Below are 25221 nucleotides of genomic sequence, written 5' to 3'. Positions count from 1 at the left end.
TCTCGGAAATTCCTACGTGTTTGCTAACTTTGGTTTACGGCGGAATAGTTCTCCCGAACCATTCCGCAACGAAACCATAGCCAAAACCGTTGTACATAATGCTGAAAAAACTGAATTACATATCAATTTTCGTTCTGATTTTAATCAGTATTTCGTGCAAAAACGAAAAGAGAAATAACGGACTGAACTCAAATACGGAATCGGAATTAAAAACTGATTCTCTAAATGGATACAATGAATTGGCAAATCCTGACAAACAAGAAACGTTTACGATTTCAGAATATAACACTGACAACCCTGAAATAGAAAATATAAAACGTCCTGAAAAAACAATCATACGGAATTTAACGATTGACACAACTCAAGCGTTCGGAATTTGGACTCAAGACCCAAATGGACCACACGCCATTTTTGGTTGACTGCAAAGGATTTCCTTGTGGCTGACTACGATGGCGATGGACATATGCCATACATTTTAGACGGAAATAAAATCACGATATTTTATAATGACTTTGTTCAAAAAGGAACAATAACTTCAGCAGAAAATGACACGCTGAAAATTAAATGGGTGGAATTTGACTTTGAAACTAAATATGTGAAATTTAAAAACTAAAAGCACTATGTACAACACCGGCTATAGTTCATTGCGGCGGAATTTCCTCTCGGAAATTCCTGCGTGTTTGCTAACTTTGGTTTACGGCGGAATAGTTCTGCCGAACCATTCCGCAACGAAACCATAGCCAAGACCGTTGTGTGCAATTTGCCTACGTTACCAAGATTTGGTATATTTGATAAAATTTAATTCAAAATGGGAAAAAACACATCAATATCACTCGGAAATCATTTTGAGGATTTTATAAGAGAAGAAGTAAAATCTGGAAGATATGGTTCGGTTAGCGAAGTAATTCGTTCCGCATTACGTTTATTAGAACGTGAAGAAAAAAAGGAAAGAGAATTGATTAAAGCGCTCGAAGTTGGAGAAAACAGCGGATTTGTTGAAAATTTTGACCCAAAACAGCATCTGAAAGAATTACATCGTAAACACTTATGAGTAAAAATAAATATCGCATAAGTCAACAAGCGATTGAGGATTTAGATAAAATTTGGATTTATACTCTTAACAAATGGTCTAAAGAACAAGCTGATAGATATTACGACTTGATAATTACGGAAATCGAATTTATAGCTGATAACTTTATGACAGGAAAGTCAGCAGAACAAACTCGAAAGAATTATCGAGTGACTAAAATAAAATCACATCTGATTTTTTATAGAAAAGTGGAAAATGATATCGTAGAAATTGTTAGAATTTTACACCAACGAATGGACATTAAAAAACGACTGAAATAAAAAACTGCACACAACAATGGCTATAAATAATTGCTTGTTCTAGCCTACTTCTGAAAATCCTCGCGGATTTTCAGTTTGGTGTGTACTTGCTAAGTTTAGTGCTAAACCACGCAACTACTCATAGCCGAGACCGTTGTAGTGCATTTGAGAAAAAACTTTGGGAAGAAAAAAGAAGAAAAAATATTGGAGTAAAAAAGACAAAGTCTATTCAGTTTTAACAGTTGTCGGAATTGTAACTTGTTTAACAGTTTTAATTACACACAACCGAAAGAATCGAGCTGAAAAATTGGAAAATGAGTCTTTTGAAACATATGGAATTATTGAAAAATTAAGACCGAATGTTTCCAAAAGTACAACAACTCGGAGAGATGTTGTTTACTTCTATTTCGTGAAAAATGATTCCGTATTTCATAAGATAAAATATTTGACCAATGGTGGAATTAAGAATCTTGGAATAAAACTGAACGAAAGTTATGCTTTAAAAGTTGTTGAATCTGACTACGGAATTTTTGACATTGATTTCAAAAAACGGAAAGACACATTAATTGACAAAAGAAAATATAAAGTCCAAATTTACAATACGACTATTCATCGAAATATAATTGAATGAAAAAACGCACTACAACAATGTATAACCGCAATTACGGCGGATTCGACTACGTCCGAATCCACTCGGAATTGCTAAAGTCTGTGCTTAACCGAAAAGTCTGCGAATATTAACCCGTAACTGACGGTTATACTAGACCGTTGTACACCATTTAAGAAAACGCAGAATTGAATCAAGAAATCAAAATATCACGTTCGGACTTAATCGCAAAATGCGACCAATATCTGAATGGTGAAATTCGAGAAAAGGATTTTGAGAATTATGCGTGGAATCTAATCACAGAAGACCATTTTGATTGGGACGATGATGTAATATCTGATATTATTTTTCAATGGGACAATCCAGAAATTAACTTTCCGATTACAGAACAAAACATAAGACTTTGGAAACATCAATTGGAAACGGATGAGGATTTATTAGCGGATTACAATTTGTGGAACGTACATATCGACCGACAAAAAAAGATTTGCGAAAAATATGAGTCTAATTGGAATCCGATTAATAAAAAACTGAAAATCGGAATTGGTTCTGACTTGAATGCTGACCCAATTCACGGATTGAGACATCCAAAGGAAAAAGGAACTACAGGTTGGTATATTTGGACAGGAGAATATTCGGAATCTGATGACTTTTTCCGACCAATGTGTGCCGAACATTTGCTTCAAATGCGACCTGAATTAATTAAATATTTCGGACTTGATGTTGGCTATCGATTTTTAATTGACAAAAACGGATACGAAGATGTTTGGTTTGACGAAAAAATAAAAATAACGGAATGAAAAAACGGTGTACAACAATGTATAACCGCAATTACTGCGGATTCGACTACGTCCGAATCCACTCGGAATTGCTAACGTCAGTGATAAACCGAAAATCATTAACTTTAATCCCGTAACTGACGGTTATACGAGACCGTTGTGGTGCATTTAAGCAACCATTCCGAAACAAAGAAAATTAAGTGAAAGCTGAAATAATAAATCAACCATACTCTGGAGAATTTGAAGAACGAATTTATGACGTAGAAAGCGTGTGGAATTCTCAATCTTGGACCTGGATAAAGTTCACAGACGAAAGCGGAATAGAAAAAGTCGGACAGTTTCGCGGATTCCCAAAAGACGTAAAAGTATCTAAACAGAAAAACGAAATTCTTGTTTTGACTTCTGACTGTGCATTTCGTATGGATTCGCTTGAATTGAATATCATCGAATCGGAAAAACAAGCTGATTATGGAAACTTGGAAGTAACACCAAACGGAACTTTTATCCTTTCAGAATATAGCGACATTTATAAATTGGAGAATTCACTTTCTGATTTGCAAATTATCAAAAGTCCCTTTGAGATGGATATGATAGAATTTAAAAGTTGGAACGGAAATATATTGGAATTTGAATGCACAGAAATTGCCAATTACGAAAGAAATGAATTGATGGAATTAAACACAACTGATTGGACAATAAAAATAAAAAAAACGACACCACAACAACGTGTATAGCTCATTGCGGCTGAATTCCTTATCGGAATTCATTGCAATTTGCTATCTTTCGGTTACGGCGGAAAATCATAGCTGATTTTCCGCAACAAGCCATACACAAACCCGTTCAGATCAATTCACCTGCGGTGAACTTTAATCTGCGCTGCTTCGCAGACTCTGCATCTTAAAGTAAATTGATCTGAACTACGGGGCTAAACCAAATTACTACTTAATCCTTAACCTTTTAATAGTCACCGCAGGCGGGCTTCGAGCCCAAACTGAACTGAACGTCGGCTAAAAGTAATTTGGCACAACCATTCTAACTCCCAATAAGATAAAATGGCAATTAACGATAATTTCATTATCTAATTGAAAACCGATGCCATGATCATTAACAGAACACTATCATGGCATCGTTATCCATTTTATCGTATCTTCGTTATAATGGCTGAACTACGTTTAGCCCCGTAGTTGTGTGTAATACCGAAACCATCTAAATGAAAAAAATCCTTCCTCTTCTGATTGTCTTTCCTTTATTTTTTCAATGCTCAACTGGAATGAAATTAGATTATGAGATTGATTTAAATACACCATTTAATCTCATTGTTTTCAAGGAAACAGATAATTCTAAATTATCTTCTGAATATTTAGAAATAGAACCTTCAAGTGAAAAATGGATTCAAATCAACGACTGGATTAAATCTAATATATATGGCTGGAGTGAAAGCAAATATCCTAAAATGACAAAAAAAACTTTTATAATTGAACAAGGGGATTTTCGCATCATTTCTGAATATAACTCTGATTTTGTAATAATTGCTTTTTCTGATTCAAACGGAATTGACCAAGATTATATCAAAACTATTGACAAAAAAGAATTAAGTTTTATTATTGATTAAAAGTACATACACACAACATTGGCTATAATTCAGTGTGGAGATGGTACATAAACCAAAAGTAAAACCTATATTTAAACTGATTTCTTGTGTGGAATAGTCCTGCGGACGATTCCACGCCGAAATCATAGCCGAGACCGTTAGGTAACATATGAAACCGACTTCAGAACTATATAATAAATCATTCCGAATTCTATTCTTCGACGAAATGTGGGAATATGAAAAAACAATATCGGAATTGAATGAAAAACTGAAAACGGAGAAAAATAGCAATGCGTATAATAATTTAGGAGTTGCTCATTTTGAGATTGGACAACTTGAAAAAGGAATTGAAAATCTGAATTTAGCAATTGAATTTGATAAGCGGAATTCCATAGCTTACTCAAATCGAGCGGAATTGAATAAAAAGTGGAATAAAAATCAGGACGCTGAAAGCGATTACGGAAAAGCAATCGAGTTAAACCCAAAAGACGCAACCTTTTGGAGATGTCGAGCTTATTTGAGAAAAGAAAATGGAGAATTAGAAAAAGCCTTATCTGACTTTAAACAAGCAAAGAAAATTGAACCAAGATTTCAACCAACAAAGAACGAAATAGCTGAATTGGAAAAAGAACTCGGTATCGAACCAAAAAATTGGATTGAAAAATTAATCGGAAAATGACAAAACAAGAGTTCTTATTTCATTTACAAGGTGCAAGTTTAGTTGCTTTAAAATTTGCGGAGAATTATATAAAAAATAAGTTGACAACTGATTTCAAGTATAATGTAGTTTTAAATGCTTCGACAGATGACCCAAGTCTTTCTCAATTTGATATCTATCGAGAAGATGATGGAAAAATGGAATTGGATATAACTGACCAAGAGGTTGTTGAATTACTTTATCGCAATGGAAAAGTACCTGTTTGGATTGATATTAATGTGCTAAAATCGAGTAGAAAAAGTACAACTTTCAATCTGCTTTGTTCAGGTAGATATTCGGATGATAAAAAAGAATATTATTATAATGACAATGGTTCTGGACCATTTGGAATAAAAAGTCCAAAATTGCCAGTTGATTATAAAGAAGGAAAGAAATTTAAACTAAAATAAATACGTTGCCTAACAATGGCTATAAGTAATTGCTCGTTCTCGCCTACTTCTGAAAATTTGCTAGCGCACAGTTCGCACTTCGTGCTCGTGTCTCGCGGATTTTCAGTTTGGTGTGTACTTGCAAGGTTAAGTGCTAACCCACGCAACTATTCATAGCCGGAGACGTTAGCAAAAAACACCTAGTTTATTGTTTCTTTTTTTTTTTGAATTTTAAAGTAGTATTTTCAAAAAAACTATGTGTACTCAACTCAAATTTTTAGCTCCAACTCTTCATAAGTATATGGTTCAATAATGTCAGGAACATCACTAATAACTTTTGTGTTAAACAAATCCTTGCTAACAGAGTAAGCATCCAATCGTTCTTCAGGAAAGGAATAATTAATAACCTCACTTATATCTTCCTCATTTAAATCTGCTGAAAGCCAATTGTGAGCGTGATTCATACCCAATATTAAGGGTTGACGCCTCTTTAAATTATGGACTTTTTCAAAAAGTGGTGATGCTTTCCTTGTAAGTATTGTAAATGTTATGTACGTGTCTATGTTTGTATATAACCCCGCTAATGCCAACGGTTCATCCTCCTTACCACGAAATAAAAATGGATACTTTTTACCTTTTTGGTCGTGTGGTTCAAAAAAACCAGAGACAGGTATAATACACCTATTATACATAATTGAATCCCTGTAAATAAAATGATTGAATACCTTCTCGGATTGTCCGTTCAGTCCACCTCCAAACCTTACAGCTTCTTTATAGTAATCCTTTATCTCATCATGTTTTTTGTTATTTGGAACAATACCCCACACAGCTGGAGCAAGCACATCAGATTTCTCTTGTGGAATCACCATCATATTGGGATGTGAAAAGCCATTTAAATGGTATCTTGGTTTTTTAAAATAAGGTCTCAAACGTTCATCACTTAATTTGACCCTAAACTTTTTTTCCCAATACTCTGGTTCTTTCCAAATTGCAGTATGAAAGCACATAATCTGTAGTTTTATGTGTTAAATTACAAAAATTCTAATTCAGTCTAGGGTCTGGTTTCAAGCTCAATTTAGTAGTCCGAATAATTTCAACGCTACAAAATCCAAATTCCTCAATAATTTTCCCATAACAGGCATAAATACCAATACCATGTATAGGATATTTATCTACTGTATCATGAAAATGTACCGTATCAAAATAATCCCCTACACTATCAACTAATGTGCAGAATCGCATAAGCTTGCCGTTAGATGCTTTATGAAATCGGGTGTTAACTAACTTACCATATAAAAGAACGCTTTTGTTTACATTATGCATCATTTCACTTGCCAGTATATGCGGGTGTAATGGTTCATTTATCAAATCAAAATAATTACATAGAGGGAAACCCAATAATTCCATTTGGTCATAGGAATCTTCAACCCAAGTAGTATTAAATTTTGGAAGGTTAAAAACCTTATGGTTTAATCTAAACAATGGTTTTTGTGTGACATTAGCATTGCTACTATTAACCTTAAAAATGGCATTCCACAATAACTCTGATTTTGAAATGCCTGTAAAACCGAAAGCTCCAATTCTAATTAGAATAGTTAATTGTTCAATACTTACTGTTACACGATCAATAAAATCATCCAAAGATTTATAATTTCCATTCAGTTGACGCTCGGTTAAAATGCGCTTTATCGTAAAAATCTCTAAATTCTTTAGATAACCAAACCCTAAATAGATGATGTTTCCCTTAATTATGTTTGGGTGGTCACTATTATTAATGCATGGGGCCTTTACAATACCACCACACATTTTGGCTTCGTGAATGTAATGTTCCGTACTATAAAACCCGCCACCATTGTTTAAAACAGCTACCATAAACTCCAAAGGATAGTAACATTTTAAAAATAAACTTTGGTAACTCTCAACAGCATAAGATGCTGAATGCCCTTTTGCAAATGCATAACCTGCAAAGCTTTTAATTTGGTTCCAAACTTCCAAAGTCAATTTATCGTCATAGCCTTTATCTTTACAATTAGCAATAAATTTATCCTCAACTGCTTTAAATTCCGCTCTTGAACGAAATTTACCGCTCATCCCCCTACGCAATACATCAGCCTCACCCAAGTCCAAACCTGCAAACTGATTTGCCACCTTCAGAACATCCTCTTGATAAACCATGATACCGTAGGTTTCTGGCATTATTTCCAAAAGTATCTTATTGGCATTTTTTCTTTTTTCTGGGTGTCTTTGCCTGATTATAAACTCATTTTTCATGCCTGAACTGGATACTCCTGGTCTAATAATTGAACTTGCTGCAACCAATCCCAAATAATCCTGTGTTTGTAGTTTACACATTAAGCCCCTCATAGCTGGAGATTCAACATAGTATGCACCTGTAGCCTTGCCTTCTTTTAGCATGGCATTTACATTTGGGTCTTTCTTGAACTTTTCAACCTGCGTTATGTCAATTGCAGGTAATTCAGGTCTGTTGTACTTGACAATATCTAAAGTATCCTTAATTTTTGCTAATCCTCTTTGACCTAAAATGTCAAATTTGAAGATTCCTACATCTTCAGCAATTATCATATCAAATTGAACGGTCGGAAATCCTTTGGGTGGCAAATCAGTTGCAGAATAGTAATATATTGGCTTGTCTAAAATTAATATACCACAAGAGTGGACACTTACATAATTAGGAAACCCCTTGATTAACTTCCCATACTTAACAACCAATTCTCCCAATTCATCTAATTGTGGTGTTTCATATCGTCCAGTACTTAACTTATCTATCTCCTCTTTTGGCAACCCAAAGACCTTTCCCAATTCCCTGACTACTGAACGATATTTAAACGTGTTATAAACTGCCAATAGCGCCACGTGTTCAAACCTGTTAAAAATATACTCTGTTATTTCCTCTCGTTCTTTCCATGAAAAATCAATATCAAAATCTGGTGGAGAACTTCTATATGGGTTGATGAATCGTTCAAAGTATAAATCTAATTCAATGGGATCAACATCCGTAATTCCTATTATATAAGCTACAATACTATTGGCTCCACTTCCCCTACCTACATGAACAAAACCTTTACTTTTGGCATAGTTTACTATATCATAATTAATTAGAAAATATGCCACAAAATTCATGTCTCTAATGGTATTTAGTTCTCTTTCAAGACGATGTTTGACTTTATTGGAAGGATCTGTGTAACGCAACGGTAACTTTTCAAAACAGAGGTTTTTTAACAAATCAAAATCTGCTTCTTTAGAGTCTAAATACAAACCTTGGTTTTGTGAAATTCTATCAACACCAAATTCAAATTCAATGCTACATTGTGACATTAAATTTTCAGTATTTTTTAATATGAATGGGAAAAGTTCAAAGTACTTATTCAAATCGTCTTTGGAGTATATTTTATCATTTTCTGAACATTCTTCCGATTTTGACAATTTGCTCAACAAAGTGTTTTTGTCAATTGCCCGTAATAACCTATGCGCATTAAAGTCTTTTTTGTTTCTGATGGTTACCTGCTGTTGCAAAACCAATCTGTCCACAAAATCCTTATAGATTGTAAACGGAAGTTTTTTAAGGTCATTGATACTTATTCCTATAAATTCATGGGATTGAAAACTCCTTTTTTCAATCTGCATGACCTGTTCCAGTGGATAGACTACAATTGCATTTTTAAAACTAGGAGCTATATCATCAAACGGTTTTTTACTATGTGACTGGTTTGACAAAAAACGGTTTAACTCATAAAAACCATTATTGTTTTTTGCTATCCCTACAAACTGTTGTTTTGCACCATTCCTAAAATCAATTCCAACAATCGGTTTGATACCAAAATCTTTAGACTTACGAATAAAGTTTAGACATGCTGAAGTATTGTTAATATCCGTAAGTGCAATGCTCTTTAAATTGTTGGCTATTGCAAGCTCCAAAAGTTCAACTTCTGAAAATGTGCCAAATCTTAAAGAGTAGTATGTGTGACAATTGAGATACATTATTGTTTACGATGGGCTAATACAATTGGTGGTTCGCCACTAAATGGATTGTTAAATCTCCCAATGGTTTTGGCTCCCATTGATGCTGCTCTTTGAATACTTAATTCTCCATATTTGCTCCTTATAGTATCCATTGCATTATACAGGTTCAACATTTCTTCGGTGTCATCAAATAGGTTAATTTGATAATTACCACTGACTATATTACTGAACTTAACACCAACCAATCTGATTAGCAACCTGCGCTCATATAATTTGTCAAAAAGCTCCAATACAGCAGGAACAATTACATGGTCAGCACTGGTGTAAGGAATCTTAAGTTGTTTGGTATAGGTATTAAAATCTGAATACCTAATCTTTACCGCAATACAAGCTGATAATTTATTAGCTCTTCTTAATTGAAAAGCCAAGTTTTCAGCCATAGCGAATATGGTCGTCCTCAATTTAACAATGTCAATGGTATCTTTAGTAAATGTCCGTTCTGTAGAAATTGATTTTCGTTCATGAAATGGAATCAATGGCGGATTGTCCAAACCGTTTGCTCTTTTCCAGATTGTTTTGCCATTTAAACCCAAAACACTTATCATCAACTCCAATGGCATCTGCTGAACAACCCTTACCTTATCAACACCAAAATTTCTTAAAACTTGATAGGTTTTATCTCCAACAGAGGGAATTTTACGAATGGATAGAGGTGCTAAAAACGATTTTTCATACCCCATATCAATGCGCAATTGGTTATTGGGTTTTGCTTCACCAGTTGCAACCTTGGAAACAATCTTATTTGTTGACAGTCCGAAAGAAATTGGCAGACCTGTTTCACTTATTATTTTTTGACGTAGTTCTGAAGCATACTTATAGCTTCCAAAAAACTTATCCATGCCACTTAAATCAGCATAAAACTCATCTATACTAGCCTTTTCAAAAACGGGCACGCGCTCTTTGATTATTTCGGTGACCATATGGGAGTATTTAGTATAAATTGAAGAATTACCTCTTATGACTACTGCTTCAGGACACAACCGCCTTGCTACTTTCATGGACATACCAGAATGCACTCCAAATTTTCTAGTTTCATAACTACAAGCAGCTACAACACCTCTATCTCCTGTTCCACCAACCATAAGTGGACGTTTTTTTAGCCGACTGTCAATTAATCGTTCACAGGACACAAAGAATGTATCTAAATCAAGATGTAAGACTTGTTTATTCATATAACAAAATTAGCTACATTTATAAGCATTTATTGCTTATATTTGTAGCAATATGGAAAATATCCAAAAAAACATCAGACACTTAAGAAATCTGAAGTCTTTAACCCAAGAGGAGCTTGCAGAGGATTTAAAAGTTACTCGTTCACGGATAAGTTCCTATGAAGAGGGACGATCAGCTCCCAATATTAAAATGCTGGTTTTGTTGTCGGACTACTTTAAAATACCCGTTGACATCTTAATCAAAAATGATTTGACCAAATCAAAGGACACATCCTTTATAGAAGTGGGAAACAAACGTGTATTGTTTCCAATTACTGTTGATGAAAGTAATGAAAACCTTATTGAAGTAGTTCCTGTTAAGGCATCTGCTGGCTATTTATCTGGGTATGATGATCCCGAATACATTGAACAGTTACAAAAGATTAAATTACCTTTTTTGCCTTCTGGAAAGCATCGTGCTTTTCCTATTAAAGGTGATTCCATGTTGCCGTTAAAGGAAGGTTCTTATGTAGTTGGAAAATTTATAGAGGATCGAAAGGATATAACAGATAATAAAACCTATATTCTCTTGACATTAAATGATGGTATGGTTTACAAACGGATTAATAATAACATAAAAGAGCGTAACTCGTTATTATTAATTTCGGACAATCCTCTTTATCAACCTTATGAAATATCAATTGATGAAGTTTTGGAAATTTGGGAATATACCTGTAGCATTAACACCCAAGAATATGACAAGGAAGAACTTAAAATAAGCAGTATCATTTCTATGTTTAATAGTTTGGGTGTTGAGTTAGAAGCATTAAAAAAAATCAGTTAATTGTATTAACTCTATCCATAACGAAAAACGACTTCGCCTTTTTCCAAATCAAAATATGGGCTTTGACCTATATTATTTTTTGACATAATTTCAATTGCAAAGATGAATAGTAATTGGAAGTATAAACTATACTAGGATTAATCTATTCTAAAATTTTGTGATAACAATTATTGAGGTATGTGTGTGATTATTATAAGGTTTTACACCCAAAAGCGGCTGTTTTAGACCACATTTGTAGTCTAAAACAATGGTTTGTTGCTCTCGTTTGTATTTTGTGATAAAAAATTATCACAGATTTTATCACAATTATTTTTGTTCTAAATTCGGAATATTAAACCCCTTTAAATCGGGCACTTCAATATTCTTGACTCCTTTAGTGTTTAAAAATACTTGTTGCATTCTTTCATCCAAGAAGTATTCTTCAACCGACTTCAAATTAAATTTTTGGTATTCACGACTGGCTGCATGAAACTCAAATTTACTCCTAGATGCATAGCTGTTATCATCTCTTAAATCTATTACATCCTTAAGAACTTTATCAAACTCTCTAGTAATTTTTTGAGGAAGATGTCCATCAATATTTTTCAATGTTTTTATATACCTATCCAATTCATTCTTTTCTATCTCTAACTCCCCTATTTCCTTCTTCCTGTAAATCCATATCATTAATTGTAAAAATTCTTTAGAATACAAGAATGATTCTACCCTATCCTTTACCTGTTCTTTGTAACAGTAATCACCATTAAGTACGCTCTCTAACAAGTCTCTTAAATATGCCGAACTCGTTTGATTTTTTTCTTGAGCCTTTTCTTCAATAGATGCCTTTAGTTCTTTGGGCAACCTAAAGTTTATGGAAGGGTCACTATTCTTAATAGGGTTTTTTTTTGACATAATGATTTACTTTTAATGGTAATCTTGAACTTGATGCTTTCAATACTATGAATTTACCTTGAAAACTGTTTTGAGCAAGAACTTCTCTGCTTCCTCATCTGTTACAAGTATTTTCTTTTCTTTCTTTTTAGGTTTTAGTTTCGCATTTATACCATGTTCCGTTTTTGCTACATTGGGAATATTAATCAGATTATTTACCGTCTTGAGATCTTCTTTCTTGATTTCCCCTTCAAGTGGATTAGTAGTTTGGTGGTCTTCCTTTTTAAAGTTTTCTTGTAAATAATTCCAATGTTCCTGGAAAATTTCCATCTGCTTCTCAAATGAAAACAAGGTCTCTTTTCGAATCTCCTTGATGTCTGTTATGATATTGTCATACATCCATTTGGAAATCCTGACATAAAAGACGAGGTTCTTTAAATAATTATCCAATAAAAAACGAAAAGAAGGATCGTTTTGTTTTTCCTTTAGATCAAATAAGTCATAGGTGTTTTTACTCAACACCAATCCTTTTGGAAGAATGTAAAAGTTGGATGGGCCATCATCAAGAGCTTGATTGCTTCCATCCTCCTTGATAAGGACAACCGTATCAAACACGCCATCAAACTTTTCATGATCCCAATTCCCTTTTGGATCTAGTTCCGTGTAAAGCCTTCTGGGTATATAGAATATGAAAGGTTTATAAAGCCTTTCAACAAATCTCTGGTGTTTGTCCTTGAGTGATTCTTCCATGTTTACATTTAAGGTTTTATTAGCTCGGAATAATCTTCAGGAAGTTCAGCATCAATCTCTCTCAAGTATTTTTCAAGTGCTTTCATCGATGTATGTCCAGTAATTTGCATCAAATGGCTTTTTGCTTCAAATGGAGTAGCTGTTTTCCTTATCTGACGGTAAAGCTTGGTAATAAATGTATGCCTAAAACTGTAAAGTCCAAATTCCGGACCTAGTCCAAATTTATCCTTGACAGTCCTTTTAAAACGTTTGGTAAAGTAGTCACGCCTATTCTCAAGTTCAGTATTCCAATCTCCTCCAATTCCTTCTGGAGTAAACAGCCACATTCCTTTTTTCATTTTCGATAGATCAGGAATCTCTTCAATCATGATGTCAGGAATAATTTTAGTCTTTAGGGGACTATTTTTTGCTTGAAAATTGACTTTCTTGTGCTTTATGTCCAAATCACCAACTTTCAGTCTACAGACTTCAATGGGTCTCAAAAAATTATAAGAAATAAATTTGATGAAAAGCAACAAGTCCTTATCATGCTTTTCAAGGTATTCAAATATTTCTTCTTGTACTTCTGGAGAGTAAGCTTTATTTCGTTTAGGTATGGATTTGAGAACTGGTATTTTTTTTATGAAATTTGCCTCAATAATGTCATCATCTTCCAATGCCTGGAATAAACTGCTTAAGTCAGTTCTATAATTATTTCTGTTCCTTGGACTTGTCCTACCCAACATCTCGTTTAAAAAGTCCATAACAAGTCTCTTGTCAATTTCCGTTATGGAAGTCTTTTCAGGATGGTTGTCGATTATCCATTTACCAAAGTTCTTTATTCGGTTTTCAAAACTCCTCTTGGTTGTATTGCTCAAAAGCTTATCCTTTAGCTTTAAACCTCTTGAAAAGGCATCTTGTATCGATATAGAAGGCTCTGCAACATCAATTGACCCTTTAGGCTCTTCAATGCTATCAGACGAAATAAATTCCTCAACTTTCTCATCAGAACTTTTTTGATTTCGTTTTTCAATAAGTTTAGAATTATCTTCAAATGGATTAAAACCTTCTTTTAATAATTGCTTTAACTTGTTTCTGTAAACTGTTAGAACTGCTAAACGGTCTTCTTTGGAATCATAATTATTTGCAGTTCCATAAATATTCTTCATTCTTTGAAGCTTTCCTGTTTGAGGATTTCGAAATGAAAAATAAACATACCAGCGCCTGCTTAAATTACCATTGGCATTGTAGATTTTTGGAGAGGAGAAATTTTTCTTTTTTAGCAAATTGTGTTCTAAATCGTGTTCAATTCCGTGTTCATCGGCAAGATAATCATTTAATGTAAACATAAAAAAAATGGTTTTGCGTAAACAAAACCATTGATTTTAAAACCGATTATCGATAGTAGCGGGAACTGGACTCGAACCAGTGACCTTCGGGTTATGAGCCCGACGAGCTACCTACTGCTCTATCCCGCGATGTGGACTGCAAATATACAACCGTTTTTAAATATAACAAGCATTATTTGCATAAATTATTGCTCAATACTTTTGGCTTCAAACAATATCACCTCTGCTTTATCAATTATGAATTGAATTTGAATAGGGTTACAACATACTTCACAATCTTCAATATAGTCTTGTTTAGTAATGGATTCATCCAAAAACATAGATATAGTTTCCCAACAATAAGGGCATTGAAAAAATTGCTGAACCATACCTTAAAAATACAAAAAAAGAGGCCTTTAATTTGACCTCCTCTTTTTTAATGATATTAAAACTTAATAATTAATCATTATCTGTAATTGTTGTTGCTTCAGTACTGGCATTGAAATCCAGGAAATTTGGATTATTGCCATTTATCATACTAATGTAGTCTTGATTTAATTTGTTGTCACTTACCATAAACGTTTCTAATTTAGGAAAATGAGAAATCTCGAACGGCAAGTCACCTGTTAATTCATTACTGGCTAAAATCAATTCTTCCAATTGTAATAATCCTGCAATCTCAACTGGTACTTCACCAGAAATCTCATTATCGATTAAACTTAATTTTTGTAGGTTAATTAGGGTAGCTATTTGAGTTGGAATAGTTCCTGTTAAATTGTTGCTTCCAAGTAATAATTCTTTCAAATTGGTTAGGTTACCAATAGTTGTTGGAATTTCTCCTATTAAATTATTACTGTATAATCTTAATATTTCTAAATTTGAAAGTTGTCCAATTTCGTTAGGAATTTTACCTTCTAAACTATTCATGAATAATTCTAAAGACACCAATTCCTTTAAGTTTCCAATAGAAGTCGGCAATTCTCCAGAAATCTTATTAAAACCTAAATTTAGTTTTTGTAAATAAGCAAGTTCACCTATTTCTTGTGGCAAAGGCCCTTGAAGGTTATTAAACTCTAAACTCAATTCAACAACATGATTGTTTTTAAGGGTTACTCCGTACCATGTTTCAACTGGAGCATTCAAATCCCAAGTATTTTTCCACTGCTCGCCTTGTGTTGAGTTATATAAAGCTATTAGTACTTCCTTTTCGTTTGTAGAGACATTTGCAAACGTAATCGCAGAAACAAAAAGACACATAAGTGTTTGTGTAAAAGTTCTCATATTTCAATAGATTTGGGTTTAATCTATATCAATATTAGACTTAATTAGGTTTAAAACCAAATTTATTCGACGAACTGCACGTTTCGTTAAGAATTTATAGTACTAATTATCAATTAATTACTAGAATCTATAGCTTCTTGGACCGTTTCCCATTCAGCCATTAGGCTTTCCAATTTCTCCTTTTTGGCATTATATTTATCAAAAAATCTAGGGTTGGATACCACTTCATCATAATTAGTTGCAAGCTCAACATCAATACCTTTTATTTCGTTTTCTAGGTCGTGAATTTTAGACTCTAAATTACTCAACTTATTGTTTAGAGATTTTAGCTTCTTTTGAGTTTCATAAGAGTCTTTATTACTTGCTTTAGGCTTTTCTTTTTCAACATTACGCTTTTCAACCTCTCTTAAATTCTCCACATTGCGTTGCTCTAAATAATAGTCTATGTTACCTAAATACTCTTTTATTTTGTGATCTTTAAACTCATAAATTGTTTCTGTTAGACCTTGTAGAAAATCACGGTCATGTGATACTAAAATTAAAGTGCCATCAAAGTTTTTTAAAGCCTCTTTTAGTACATTTTTCGATTTGATATCTAAATGGTTTGTAGGCTCATCCATTACCAAAACATTAAAGGGTTGAAGCAATAATTTAGCCAAGGCCAATCTATTCCTTTCACCTCCTGAAAGCACGCGAACGTATTTTTCTACTTCGTCGCCACGAAACAAAAACGAACCCAGTATATCCCTTACTTTACTTCTGTTTGATTCATTTGCCGCATCAATCATCGTATCCAATACAGTTTTATTACCATCAAGATATTCTGCCTGATTTTGGGCAAAATAGGCTATCTGTACATTGTGCCCTAATTTTAATTCGCCTTGGTGCTTTAAATCTCCTACAATTATTTTAGCCAAAGTAGATTTCCCCTGACCATTTTGTCCTACAAAGGCTGTTTTAGTATCTCGTGGTATAGATAGGCTAATATTGTTTAATACTTGTAAGTCACCATAGCTTTTAGAAACATTTTGCGCTTCAACCACCACCTTTCCAGGGGTTACAGAAACAGGAAATCTTAAAGTCATTACACTATTATCGTCTTCATCAACCTCAACACGGTCCATGCGGTCCAATTTCTTTATTAAAGATTGGGCCATAGTAGCCTTTGAAGCTTTGGCTCTAAACTTTTCAATTAACTTTTCTGTTTGTTGTATATGCTTCTCTTGATTTTTTTGCGTAGCTAGCTGTTGCTCTTTTATTTCTTTACGAAGTTCTAGAAACTTTGTATATGGTTTATTGTAATCATAAATACGCCCTAAAGAAATTTCAATGGTACGATTGGTTACATTATCTAAAAACATCTTGTCATGCGATACAATAACAACAGCACCAGGATAATTTTTTAAGAACCCTTCTAGCCAAATTATGGATTCAATATCCAAATGGTTTGTAGGCTCATCTAACAACAGTAAGTCATTATTTTGAAGCAAAAGCTTGGCGAGCTCAATACGCATTCGCCAACCTCCAGAAAACGTGTCGGTTAGCTTATTAAAATCTTCCCGTTTAAACCCTAGCCCTTGTAATATCTTTTCGGTCTCACCTTGATAATTATAACCACCATGAATCTCATACTGATGCTGCAACTCATTTAAATCAATCATTAATTGATGATAACTATCGCTTTCATAATCCGTTCTTTCGGCCAATTGCGTATTGACTTCGTCTATTTCACGTTCAATTTTTTTAATCTCATGAAAAGCTTCATAAGATTCTTCTAAAACCGTTCTACCAAACTCAAAATCCAAATCCTGCTTTAAAAACCCTATCTTCAAGCTTTTGTCAGCAGCTATTTGCCCTGAATCTGGGTCTAGTTCTTTTGCAAGAATTTTAAGCATGGTTGACTTACCTGCTCCATTTTTTCCAATTAAACCAATACGGTCTCCCGCAGATAATTTAAATGCAATCTCCTCGAACAAGTATTCGCCTTGAAATGAAATAGAAAGATTATGAATATTAAGCATTATGTTACAATTGTTACCGGAGGTTACTAAATAAAAGTATAATTTTGTATTCCTAAAGCGCAAAAATAAACTTTTAAATATGATAACAAAAGGAACCAAGCTATATAGTATACTTACAGGTGCTTGCCCAAAATGCCATCAGGAGTCTATGTATGAAAACAAGAATCCTTACGTTTTATCAGATGTTTTGAAAATTAAGGAAACTTGCTCGAAATGTCATACCAAATACCGTATTGAACCGTCGTTTTTTTATGGTTCTATGTATGTTAGTTATGCTGTTGGAATTGCCTTTGCTGTAGCGGCATTTGTTATTAGCTATTTATTTATAGGCACCAGTTTATTAACGGCTTTTATAGCTATCGTAGGCACTTTAATATTATGCGGACCTATTATTATGCGTTTATCGCGTAACATATGGATTAACATTTTTATGCATTACGATAAAACACTTGTTAAGAAATAAAGCGCGAAATATCTATTTCAGGATTTAGGGATGCACCTTCTTCTATATTATTATAAAGTTGCCCTGCGACATAAGGCCCTATCATGACACCTCTTGTACCTAACCCATTTAAAACATGAATATTTTTATACTTGTTATGTGAACCTACCAATGGCCTTCTGTCCTTTACGGTTGGGCGAATTCCTGCTTTTTGACCAATTACTTCAAAACTACATTTTAAAAACGTTTTCACTTTAGCAACTAATTCTTCTCTTGCCTCATGGGTTGGTTGGTTGGTTTTATCTTCCCAATTATATGTTGCTCCAACAGAATAAATATCGTTTCCTTCTGGAATTAGAAACACTGAAGCTTTTAATGAAAAGTCAATCTTTAAATCTGGAACTTTTATTGTAATTAGTTCGCCTTTTGTACCATTTAAAGGTAAATGATTAAAGTATGGGTTGGCTTTCAGTCCGAATCCTTCGCAAAAAACTATATGTTTTGCTGTTATTCCTTTGTATGAAATAATACTTTTTTCTGAATTTAATTCAGCATAATTAAACGATTCATTAAAAAACACACCTTCATTTTTTAAATAATTCACATATTCCTCTAACAATACATCTGTGTCTATTCTGCCTGCATTTAAAACCTCTCCAAAGCCAAACGGTGCATCTATACAGGAATTATAGTTATGGACCAATGAGGTGCTTAAAAAAGGCTCTAAAACAGGGTTATCGGTAGCATGAAACCACATATTCTGTTCTTCTATGGAAGCAAACCGTCTTAAAACCGATAATTTATAATCAATTTTTTTATTTAAAATAAGTTCCAATTCCTTATAAAAAGGCAAAGCTATCTCCAACTGTTCTTGCGCCTTCCAAACTTCAGAAAATCGTTTTAAAATTACCGGATTATACATACCTGCAGCAACTAACGACGAGCGTTGCGAAGCATTGTCTATTACTACAAACGATTTCTTGGCGTTACGCAAGGTTTCAGCAAACGAAATGCCTGCTAATCCACAACCAACAATTATATAGTCCACATTCATAACAACAAAAATAGCATTCTTTAAGCTAGAGGTAAAAAAAACGCCCACTTAAAAAGTGAGCGTTCAATTTTATTGTATTATCCGCCTAATTAATAGGCCCACATATCTAATTCGAAGTTTCTAATCTTCTCTTTAATTCTATCTGATTCCAATAACTGCATCAATGCGTTTTCAGAAATGTATTCGGTTACCTTACGGTCGCCATATACATTTTCCTCTTTATAAACGTAACCATTAAAACGTCTTGAATTTAATAGATGATCAAACGAATACGGCATGGCACTATTCTCATTATTAAAGGCTTTTGCCTCATGCAGAATATCTCTTGCATCTGGATAGAATACCCAGAATAATGGAATTGGTTCTTTATTGGCCTCATCATCTGAATCTAAAAAGTTTACGTCTGGAGCAGCAGGTGCTATTCCAATTAAACGGAACTTCATTTCAGCTTGACGCTTATCAAAATACCATAAACCTTTAATTAAATAGGCACTAATATGATACGATGTAATATCAGTCTTCACAATATACTCTGGATCAACATACCCATCAGCATTATATTGTTCGTAACCAATATCCAAAGTATCTATTTTAGACATACTAGCTTTAAGATCATTCATTGTACGTTTAGCTGTAAAATAAGAGTCATCGTACATGTTTTCTAAATCACCATTTTTAACGCTTTTCCATAAAACATCAAATAACGATCTTCTGTTTTTACCAATATTCATGGTGTCTATTGGGTAGTACAGCGGGAAATTAACACGCTCGTCAAGAACTACCTTTTCCCATGTCATTTTAGAATACATAATATCTCTATCATCTACATAACCATATTCTAATGGTTTATCATCATCTAAAGCTTTTTGCGCTTCTGTTTTAACACCAATTTCTTCTGGAGATTTGGCATTTAACAGATTTGCTTGAGCCATAGAATTAGCAGCAAATGACATGCATAAAACGGTTAATAAAAAACTTTTAAATTTCATCTGTTTTAATTTTAGTTATTAGGGCTTATCATCAGATGGTAAAACCTTATATTAATTTGAAATTTCAACAATTACAGCAGAAACTCCTTTTAACTTGTAAGAAGAATTCCCTCTAATTTGAGCTTTAATATCAAATATTTGAACATTATCGCCACGTCTTGCTTTACGCAACGCATTTTTCGCTTGAGAGTTTAATTTAGTACCATTTACATTCACTGAAGGCTGACCTGGAACCTTAAACTTAAACGACGTTACTTGAATTGGTAAATCGAAATCAAAATCATCTAACATCGCTCCTACTGTACCAATCTCTACACTATTACGTGGTAATTTAACTAAACCATCTTGACCACTAATAGTACCTGTTGGTTTAGGAATATCTTTAATTCTGAATTTAGCATTATCGCTAACTTTAGTTCCATCTGGTAATGTACCTGTAACATTAATAGATACTTCTCTACCTTTTCCTGGATTCATAACGTATTTACCAACACCTGATACTTTACTTAAACCAGGCGCACTTGCAGACACATTGTTATCAGAAACACCAGCAAAAGAAATAGTCATTGGGTTAGATACACCACGATATACTACATTCATTTTATCAGCTGAAATAGTTGCTGAATTTGGTTTAGGCACAACTGCATAAGTAGACTTAACCGGAATGGTAATAATAGAGTCACCTTCCTTAAATTGGAATTCACCTTCTATTTCACGTTCACCTACAGCACCTGCAGGGAACTTCAATAACGTTTGTCCTGCTTGCATAGATGTATCAGCTAATTCAGTACCATTAATAATTACTTTATCAGCTTTTAACGTTTTATCGTTCTTACCTAAAATAATACGTCCTGTAAAGTCTTCACCTGAAAAGAACGCTGTTTTATCTGGTACAACAATAGCATCAAAATTAGTTAAAGAGGCTTCAACTTTTAATTTACCAGCTAGCATAGATGATAATACTTCAGATTCTGTAGTCTTAACATCGGCTTGTAACTGTGTCATTTTTGTTAATGACGCTACTAATGGGAAACCTTTATAGTGATAATCTAGCCAATCGATTTTATTGTTATCTCGATTAACTACTGGCTCTGTTGCAAATTTCTTTTTAACATCGTCAGCTATATCAGCTAAATCAGGGTTTTGCTGAAGTACAGCAACAACACCTTCTCTAAATTTAGTGATCTCATCGATAAATTTTTGCCCTTCTGGCTTTAATTTATCACCAATAAAAAAGTGTTCGTCAAGAAAATCACCTTTATCCATAATCTCATAATCTTGAGGATTATCAACGGTTGCGGTCATCTTCCCTTTTAATTCAGTTAAATAACTATTAAAATCGTCAGCCAATTTACTTATTTGATCAGCTTGTTGTTTTAATGGTTGATATTTAGCTGGTTGTTCAGATACTTTTTCAGCTAAACCTTGCATAAAGGCTTGGTTACGTTCTTCGGCTAACTCATTTGATTCGGTTAATTTTTCATTCATTAAACCAAATGCAGATAGCACTTCTTTTGACATATTTAAGGCAAGCATCGCAATGAATACCAAATACATCAAGTTAATCATTTTCTGCCTTGCAGATAATTTTCCTCCTGCCATTTCTAATTAGTTTTTTTAGTTAATTGTTAAAATAAAATTTAGCTTTTAAACTAATTAGCTTTTGTTCATTGCAGATAACATTCCACCATATACACCATTTAATGATGATAAGTTAGATGCTAATGATTGCATTTGTTCTTTTAATTTAGTTGCATTTTCAACAGCTTCTTCATTGATAGCAGCTTGTCTGTTTGCAGCGTCCATTTGAACTTTATATAAACTGTTTAATGATTCCATTTGTGCAGCGGCTAATGACATTTCTTCGCCATACTTTTTTGTTGCAGCAATAGAGTCTACAGTTGGGCTAATTCCTTTTGCAGCACCTTCAAAGTTTTTGATACTCTCACCTAAACTAGACATTAATTCAGCATCAATTTTAGCTTCTTTTAATAAGTTGTCTAATTTTTTAGATAATAGACCTTCTGCATCTTTAGGCTCTTCTTTCTTTTTGCCCATAGACTTTCCACCTGCTAATTCAGGGTATACTAATGACCAATCTAATTCGTCATCAACTGGTTCGAATGCTGAGATAGCAAATACAATTGCTTCTGTTACCAGACCTAATGTTAACATTACGTTACCAGTAAGTGGTCCTATTTCAAAGTGAATAATTTTAAATAGTGCTCCAATAATTACAATTGATGCTCCAAATCCATAAGACATAGTCATGAATTTCTTAAATGCTCTTGATTGTCCTGCCATAATTTTAGGTTTTAGTTAAGTAAATATTACTTAGGTAGTTTAATAGTTATAGTTATTGTTTAATTATTTGTTTTTTGCATTTAGAGTAACATCTGTACCCATATACTGTTGCACAGTTCTGAATCCAATGTAACTTCTAGCTGAATCTGCATACTCATAGTCCCTTGAGCTTACTTGCATGTAATAAGCAACATCTTTCCAAGAACCACCACGAACAACTTTACGTTGGTTATCAACATCATTTACACTTGGATTTACAGATGACACAAATTCATAAGAAGATGGATCATAAGATGCATGCACCCATTCTGAAACATTACCTGCCATATTATATAAATTATAATCGTTTGGCTCGAATGATTTTGCTTCTACTGTATATAATGCTTGATCTGCTGCATAATCTCCACGAAGCGGTTTAAAGTTTGCCATAAAACAACCTCTGTCGTTTTTAGTATAAGGCCCACCCCAAGGATATGTTGCAGCTTGCAGTCCACCACGAGCAGCATATTCCCATTCTGCTTCAGATGGTAATCTATACTTATTTACAAAATGTTGTTTTTTCTGTTTTCTGTATTCATTGTGATGTAAAGTTCTCCACTCACAAAATGCTTTTGCTTGTTTCCAAGAAACACCAACAACTGGATACTCGTCGTAAGCAGCATGCCAGAAATAATCGTTATGCATTGGCTCATTATACGAATAAGCGAAATCACGGATCCAAGCCGTAGTATCTGGATAAACTTCTACTTCTTCAGTAATGATGAATTCAGAACGTTTTTTCCCTTTATTTTTAGCTTTGGCTGCTTTTTCAATATCCATATACTTATATTGGAACTTGAACTTTGTTACATCCCAAGTACGTTGACCGTTATAGGATTCTTCCAATGGTAGGTACATGGTATCCATAACTTCAGCATAGTACTCATCTATGTAATTAGCAGTGTCAAATTCTATATCTATATCCTTGTTTAGCTTTCTTCCTTCGTAACCTGTAGGACCTAAACCTGCATAGTTATCATACATGTATTTTTCATACACAGACATATCTTCTTCATTTGCATCAACAAAAGCATAGTCTCCAATTGTACCAGCATCGGTTTGCGTTAAACCTACCTCATCGGCCAAAATAGCCAAACGGGTTCTGATAGTAGAATCACGTACCCACTCTACAAACTGTCTATATTCACTATTTGTGATTTCAGTTGCATCCATATAAAAAGATGTTACTGTAACAGTTTTAGCAGGTGCATCATGAATACCAGCAAGATCATCGTCTGCTTTACCCATAATAAATGCGCCACCTGGAACCAATTCCATACCGAATGGTTTTTCAGGGTGCCATTTCTTTCCTTTAGCTCCAACAAGCTGTCCTCTGTCGCCAGATCCACAGCTAGAAAGTATAGCTAAAATTGCGGTTAATAAAAATAATTTCTTCATATCCATAGAAAACTCGAGGTTAATAATTGTCTTAAAAAAAATTTAAGAGCGTAAACATATTTATATAATTTGTAAAAAACAACTTTTTTTACTAAAAAAATTACATTTCATCGTTAAAAAAGTGCGTTTTACCGATGAAAAATAGCACTAAACACACTAAAAATCTACACACAATTCTTCTGAAACGCTTTATACCAGCGCTCTGGAACACTATTAGCACAAGCATCAAGATAATCCTGATGTGTGCAAGGTAATAACGTATGTCTTTTTAATTTATTATTTATTTCCTCTAAAAAAGGTATTTCAATCCACCATCTTTCAGTTTTTACACTTTTATAAAAGATTAATTCTTGATCATCTACTAAAGTGATGAATTTCTTGAAGTTACTGTCATTTAAAAAATCGTCATCTTTAACTCGGTAGTTAACACCTTCAATAAAATACCAAATCATTTGGGCTATTAAACCTGATGTAATTTCATCGTCTTGTGATGGTTTATATTCATAAATACCAAAACTTGACACCTTATTACTTATACCCGCGTAACGCGAAATGGCACAAATTTCTTTTCCATCCAATCCATTTGGTGAGAATTTCTGCCTCAAGTTAACTTCTGAAGCTTTTAGTGCATTTAAATCTACACTTACTATATTAGCGTCTCTTAAAACTGGCTCAACTATAGTAATATCTTTGGATACTTGCCCCAACCTGTACGATTCAAAATACAACTTATCCATCAAGTCTATTTCCTCTTGCGAATTAAAATAGGTTTGGTACCCAATGGTCGCATAGTTAAACAAGTTGTAAGGTTGGTCTAAAATAACTTTGCCTACAAAACTGTTGTTCTTCATTGGTTTTGCCGAATCACCCAAATCAAATCTAGAATCCACATTAACAATATTAACCATGGGCATTAATGTGTCGTAAGCACGATAATTTGGATAGGTTAAATCTTGACTTCCTCCTATAATAATAGGTATGATGTTTTTTTGAACTAAAATTGAAATAGTAGTTTTTAAGGCAAAATACGTGTCTTCAACAGACTCCCCTTTATTAATGTCGCCTAAATCGGCTATTGCTGTATGCCAATTCCCAGGAAATAGTGCATATAGGGATTTTCTAATTTCATTTAAATTAAACTCCTCACCTATATAATTAATATCATTTCTATTTTCAAGAACACCCAAAATAGCAATCTTAACATCGTCTATTTCCGGAATACCATTCTGTTGCGAGTGAATTTTAATTTTTTTACCCATTGTTTGTTGCGCCAATAATTCATTATGGGCAAGTACACTGTCTGGAACAGGAGATAAAAAATTAAAATTCATTAGGTAT

Annotated in this window: 27 protein-coding genes and 1 tRNA gene; 12 read left to right on the top strand and 16 right to left on the bottom strand. The window is 33.6% G+C overall.

What is annotated here, in order from left to right; genetic code table 11:
- The first annotated feature begins 98 nt into the window (after positions 1-98).
- From K7G76_RS14260 to K7G76_RS14215, 10 genes are all read left to right on the top strand, one after another.
- Positions 99-419: a hypothetical protein gene (locus K7G76_RS14260; protein ID WP_223034883.1), complete on the top strand. Its 321-nt coding sequence runs from the start codon at positions 99-101 to the stop codon at positions 417-419.
- A 17-nt stretch (positions 420-436) separates the two neighbouring features.
- A complete protein-coding gene (locus tag K7G76_RS14255) occupies positions 437-613 on the top strand; it encodes a hypothetical protein (RefSeq protein ID WP_223034882.1) in 177 nt (58 codons plus the stop codon).
- Positions 614-808: 195 nt separating this feature from the next.
- On the top strand, positions 809-1051 hold the full coding sequence (locus K7G76_RS14250; protein WP_024742610.1) for a type II toxin-antitoxin system ParD family antitoxin: 243 nt from the start codon (positions 809-811) through the stop codon (positions 1049-1051).
- Positions 1048-1350, top strand: a complete 303-nt coding sequence (locus K7G76_RS14245) for a type II toxin-antitoxin system RelE/ParE family toxin (protein ID WP_062623211.1) — start codon at positions 1048-1050, stop codon at positions 1348-1350. The genes K7G76_RS14250 and K7G76_RS14245 overlap by 4 nt, the downstream gene beginning before the upstream one ends.
- 157 nt (positions 1351-1507) lie before the next feature.
- A complete protein-coding gene (locus K7G76_RS14240) occupies positions 1508-1960 on the top strand; it encodes a hypothetical protein (protein WP_223034881.1) in 453 nt (150 codons plus the stop codon).
- 164 nt (positions 1961-2124) lie between these two features.
- Positions 2125-2736, top strand: a complete 612-nt coding sequence (locus K7G76_RS14235) for an immunity protein Imm33 domain-containing protein (protein WP_223034880.1) — start codon at positions 2125-2127, stop codon at positions 2734-2736.
- A gap of 179 nt (positions 2737-2915) precedes the next feature.
- Positions 2916-3449 (top strand): hypothetical protein, encoded by a 534-nt coding sequence (locus K7G76_RS14230; RefSeq protein WP_223034879.1) that lies wholly within the window; start codon positions 2916-2918, stop codon positions 3447-3449.
- Between the two features lie 476 nt (positions 3450-3925).
- Positions 3926-4327 carry a hypothetical protein gene (locus K7G76_RS14225; RefSeq protein WP_223034878.1) on the top strand — a complete coding sequence of 134 codons (402 nt, stop codon included), beginning with the start codon at positions 3926-3928 and terminating at the stop codon, positions 4325-4327.
- A gap of 235 nt (positions 4328-4562) precedes the next feature.
- The gene (locus K7G76_RS14220; RefSeq protein WP_223034877.1) at positions 4563-4985 is read left to right on the top strand and encodes a tetratricopeptide repeat protein; all 423 of its coding nucleotides are present in this window, start codon (positions 4563-4565) and stop codon (positions 4983-4985) included.
- Positions 4982-5413, top strand: a complete 432-nt coding sequence (locus tag K7G76_RS14215) for a hypothetical protein (RefSeq protein ID WP_223034876.1) — start codon at positions 4982-4984, stop codon at positions 5411-5413. The genes K7G76_RS14220 and K7G76_RS14215 overlap by 4 nt, the downstream gene beginning before the upstream one ends.
- A 248-nt stretch (positions 5414-5661) precedes the next feature.
- On the opposite strand, the gene K7G76_RS14210 is transcribed toward K7G76_RS14215, so the two are convergent.
- From K7G76_RS14210 to K7G76_RS14200, 3 genes are read right to left on the bottom strand one after another with little or no spacing between them, the layout of a single operon-like run.
- Positions 5662-6399, bottom strand: coding sequence for an SOS response-associated peptidase (locus K7G76_RS14210; RefSeq protein ID WP_223034875.1), 738 nt, complete (start codon positions 6397-6399; stop codon positions 5662-5664).
- A 34-nt stretch (positions 6400-6433) separates the two neighbouring features.
- A complete protein-coding gene (locus K7G76_RS14205) occupies positions 6434-9391 on the bottom strand; it encodes a DNA polymerase III subunit alpha (RefSeq protein ID WP_223034874.1) in 2958 nt (985 codons plus the stop codon).
- A complete protein-coding gene (locus K7G76_RS14200) occupies positions 9391-10605 on the bottom strand; it encodes a DNA polymerase Y family protein (RefSeq protein WP_223034873.1) in 1215 nt (404 codons plus the stop codon). The genes K7G76_RS14205 and K7G76_RS14200 overlap by 1 nt, the downstream gene beginning before the upstream one ends.
- Positions 10606-10657: 52 nt before the next feature.
- On the opposite strand from K7G76_RS14200, the gene K7G76_RS14195 reads away from it, so the two are divergent.
- Positions 10658-11428, top strand: a complete 771-nt coding sequence (locus K7G76_RS14195) for an XRE family transcriptional regulator (protein WP_223034872.1) — start codon at positions 10658-10660, stop codon at positions 11426-11428.
- A gap of 306 nt (positions 11429-11734) precedes the next feature.
- On the opposite strand, the gene K7G76_RS14190 is transcribed toward K7G76_RS14195, so the two are convergent.
- The 7 genes from K7G76_RS14190 to K7G76_RS14160 all read right to left on the bottom strand — a co-directional run bounded on the left by K7G76_RS14190 (position 11735) and on the right by K7G76_RS14160 (position 17657).
- Entirely contained in the window at positions 11735-12319 is a 585-nt protein-coding gene (locus K7G76_RS14190) for a hypothetical protein (RefSeq protein ID WP_223034871.1), read from the bottom strand.
- A gap of 45 nt (positions 12320-12364) precedes the next feature.
- Positions 12365-13048 (bottom strand): hypothetical protein, encoded by a 684-nt coding sequence (locus tag K7G76_RS14185; protein ID WP_223034870.1) that lies wholly within the window; start codon positions 13046-13048, stop codon positions 12365-12367.
- 8 nt (positions 13049-13056) lie between these two features.
- The gene (locus tag K7G76_RS14180; RefSeq protein ID WP_223034869.1) at positions 13057-14376 is read right to left on the bottom strand and encodes a tyrosine-type recombinase/integrase; all 1320 of its coding nucleotides are present in this window, start codon (positions 14374-14376) and stop codon (positions 13057-13059) included.
- Positions 14377-14432: 56 nt separating this feature from the next.
- Positions 14433-14505: transfer RNA gene (locus tag K7G76_RS14175), tRNA-Met, on the bottom strand.
- A gap of 56 nt (positions 14506-14561) precedes the next feature.
- Positions 14562-14744: a CPXCG motif-containing cysteine-rich protein gene (locus K7G76_RS14170; RefSeq protein WP_223034868.1), complete on the bottom strand. Its 183-nt coding sequence runs from the start codon at positions 14742-14744 to the stop codon at positions 14562-14564.
- Between the two features lie 70 nt (positions 14745-14814).
- Positions 14815-15636, bottom strand: a complete 822-nt coding sequence (locus K7G76_RS14165) for a Two component regulator three Y domain protein (RefSeq protein ID WP_223034867.1) — start codon at positions 15634-15636, stop codon at positions 14815-14817.
- Between the two features lie 113 nt (positions 15637-15749).
- Positions 15750-17657, bottom strand: coding sequence for an ABC-F family ATP-binding cassette domain-containing protein (locus tag K7G76_RS14160; protein WP_223034866.1), 1908 nt, complete (start codon positions 17655-17657; stop codon positions 15750-15752).
- A gap of 79 nt (positions 17658-17736) precedes the next feature.
- Between K7G76_RS14160 and K7G76_RS14155 the strand changes: the two genes are divergently transcribed.
- Complete coding sequence (locus K7G76_RS14155) at positions 17737-18120, top strand: DUF983 domain-containing protein (RefSeq protein ID WP_223034865.1); 384 nt, start codon at positions 17737-17739, stop codon at positions 18118-18120.
- On the opposite strand, the gene K7G76_RS14150 is transcribed toward K7G76_RS14155, so the two are convergent.
- The 6 genes from K7G76_RS14150 to K7G76_RS14125 all read right to left on the bottom strand — a co-directional run bounded on the left by K7G76_RS14150 (position 18110) and on the right by K7G76_RS14125 (position 25214).
- A complete protein-coding gene (locus K7G76_RS14150) occupies positions 18110-19201 on the bottom strand; it encodes an NAD(P)/FAD-dependent oxidoreductase (protein ID WP_369412207.1) in 1092 nt (363 codons plus the stop codon). The two genes, K7G76_RS14155 and K7G76_RS14150, sit on opposite strands and share 11 nt — an antisense overlap.
- Positions 19202-19242: 41 nt before the next feature.
- Complete coding sequence (gene porN / locus K7G76_RS14145) at positions 19243-20142, bottom strand: type IX secretion system ring subunit PorN/GldN (protein WP_223034864.1); 900 nt, start codon at positions 20140-20142, stop codon at positions 19243-19245.
- Between the two features lie 51 nt (positions 20143-20193).
- Positions 20194-21744, bottom strand: a complete 1551-nt coding sequence (porM, locus tag K7G76_RS14140) for a type IX secretion system motor protein PorM/GldM (RefSeq protein WP_223034863.1) — start codon at positions 21742-21744, stop codon at positions 20194-20196.
- A gap of 54 nt (positions 21745-21798) precedes the next feature.
- Positions 21799-22446: a type IX secretion system motor protein PorL/GldL gene (gene porL, locus K7G76_RS14135; RefSeq protein ID WP_250434754.1), complete on the bottom strand. Its 648-nt coding sequence runs from the start codon at positions 22444-22446 to the stop codon at positions 21799-21801.
- 63 nt (positions 22447-22509) lie between these two features.
- Positions 22510-23883, bottom strand: a complete 1374-nt coding sequence (gene porK, locus K7G76_RS14130) for a T9SS ring complex lipoprotein PorK/GldK (RefSeq protein WP_456237535.1) — start codon at positions 23881-23883, stop codon at positions 22510-22512.
- 164 nt (positions 23884-24047) lie between these two features.
- Entirely contained in the window at positions 24048-25214 is a 1167-nt protein-coding gene (locus tag K7G76_RS14125) for a formimidoylglutamase (protein WP_223034861.1), read from the bottom strand.
- Positions 25215-25221 lie beyond the last annotated feature (7 nt).

The organism is Hanstruepera marina (genome assembly GCF_019880635.1).
Classification (GTDB): Bacteria; Bacteroidota; Bacteroidia; order Flavobacteriales; family Flavobacteriaceae; genus Hanstruepera; species Hanstruepera marina.
Note: the sequence above shows the minus strand (reverse complement) of the source record. Positions and strands in the feature narration are given on the sequence as shown.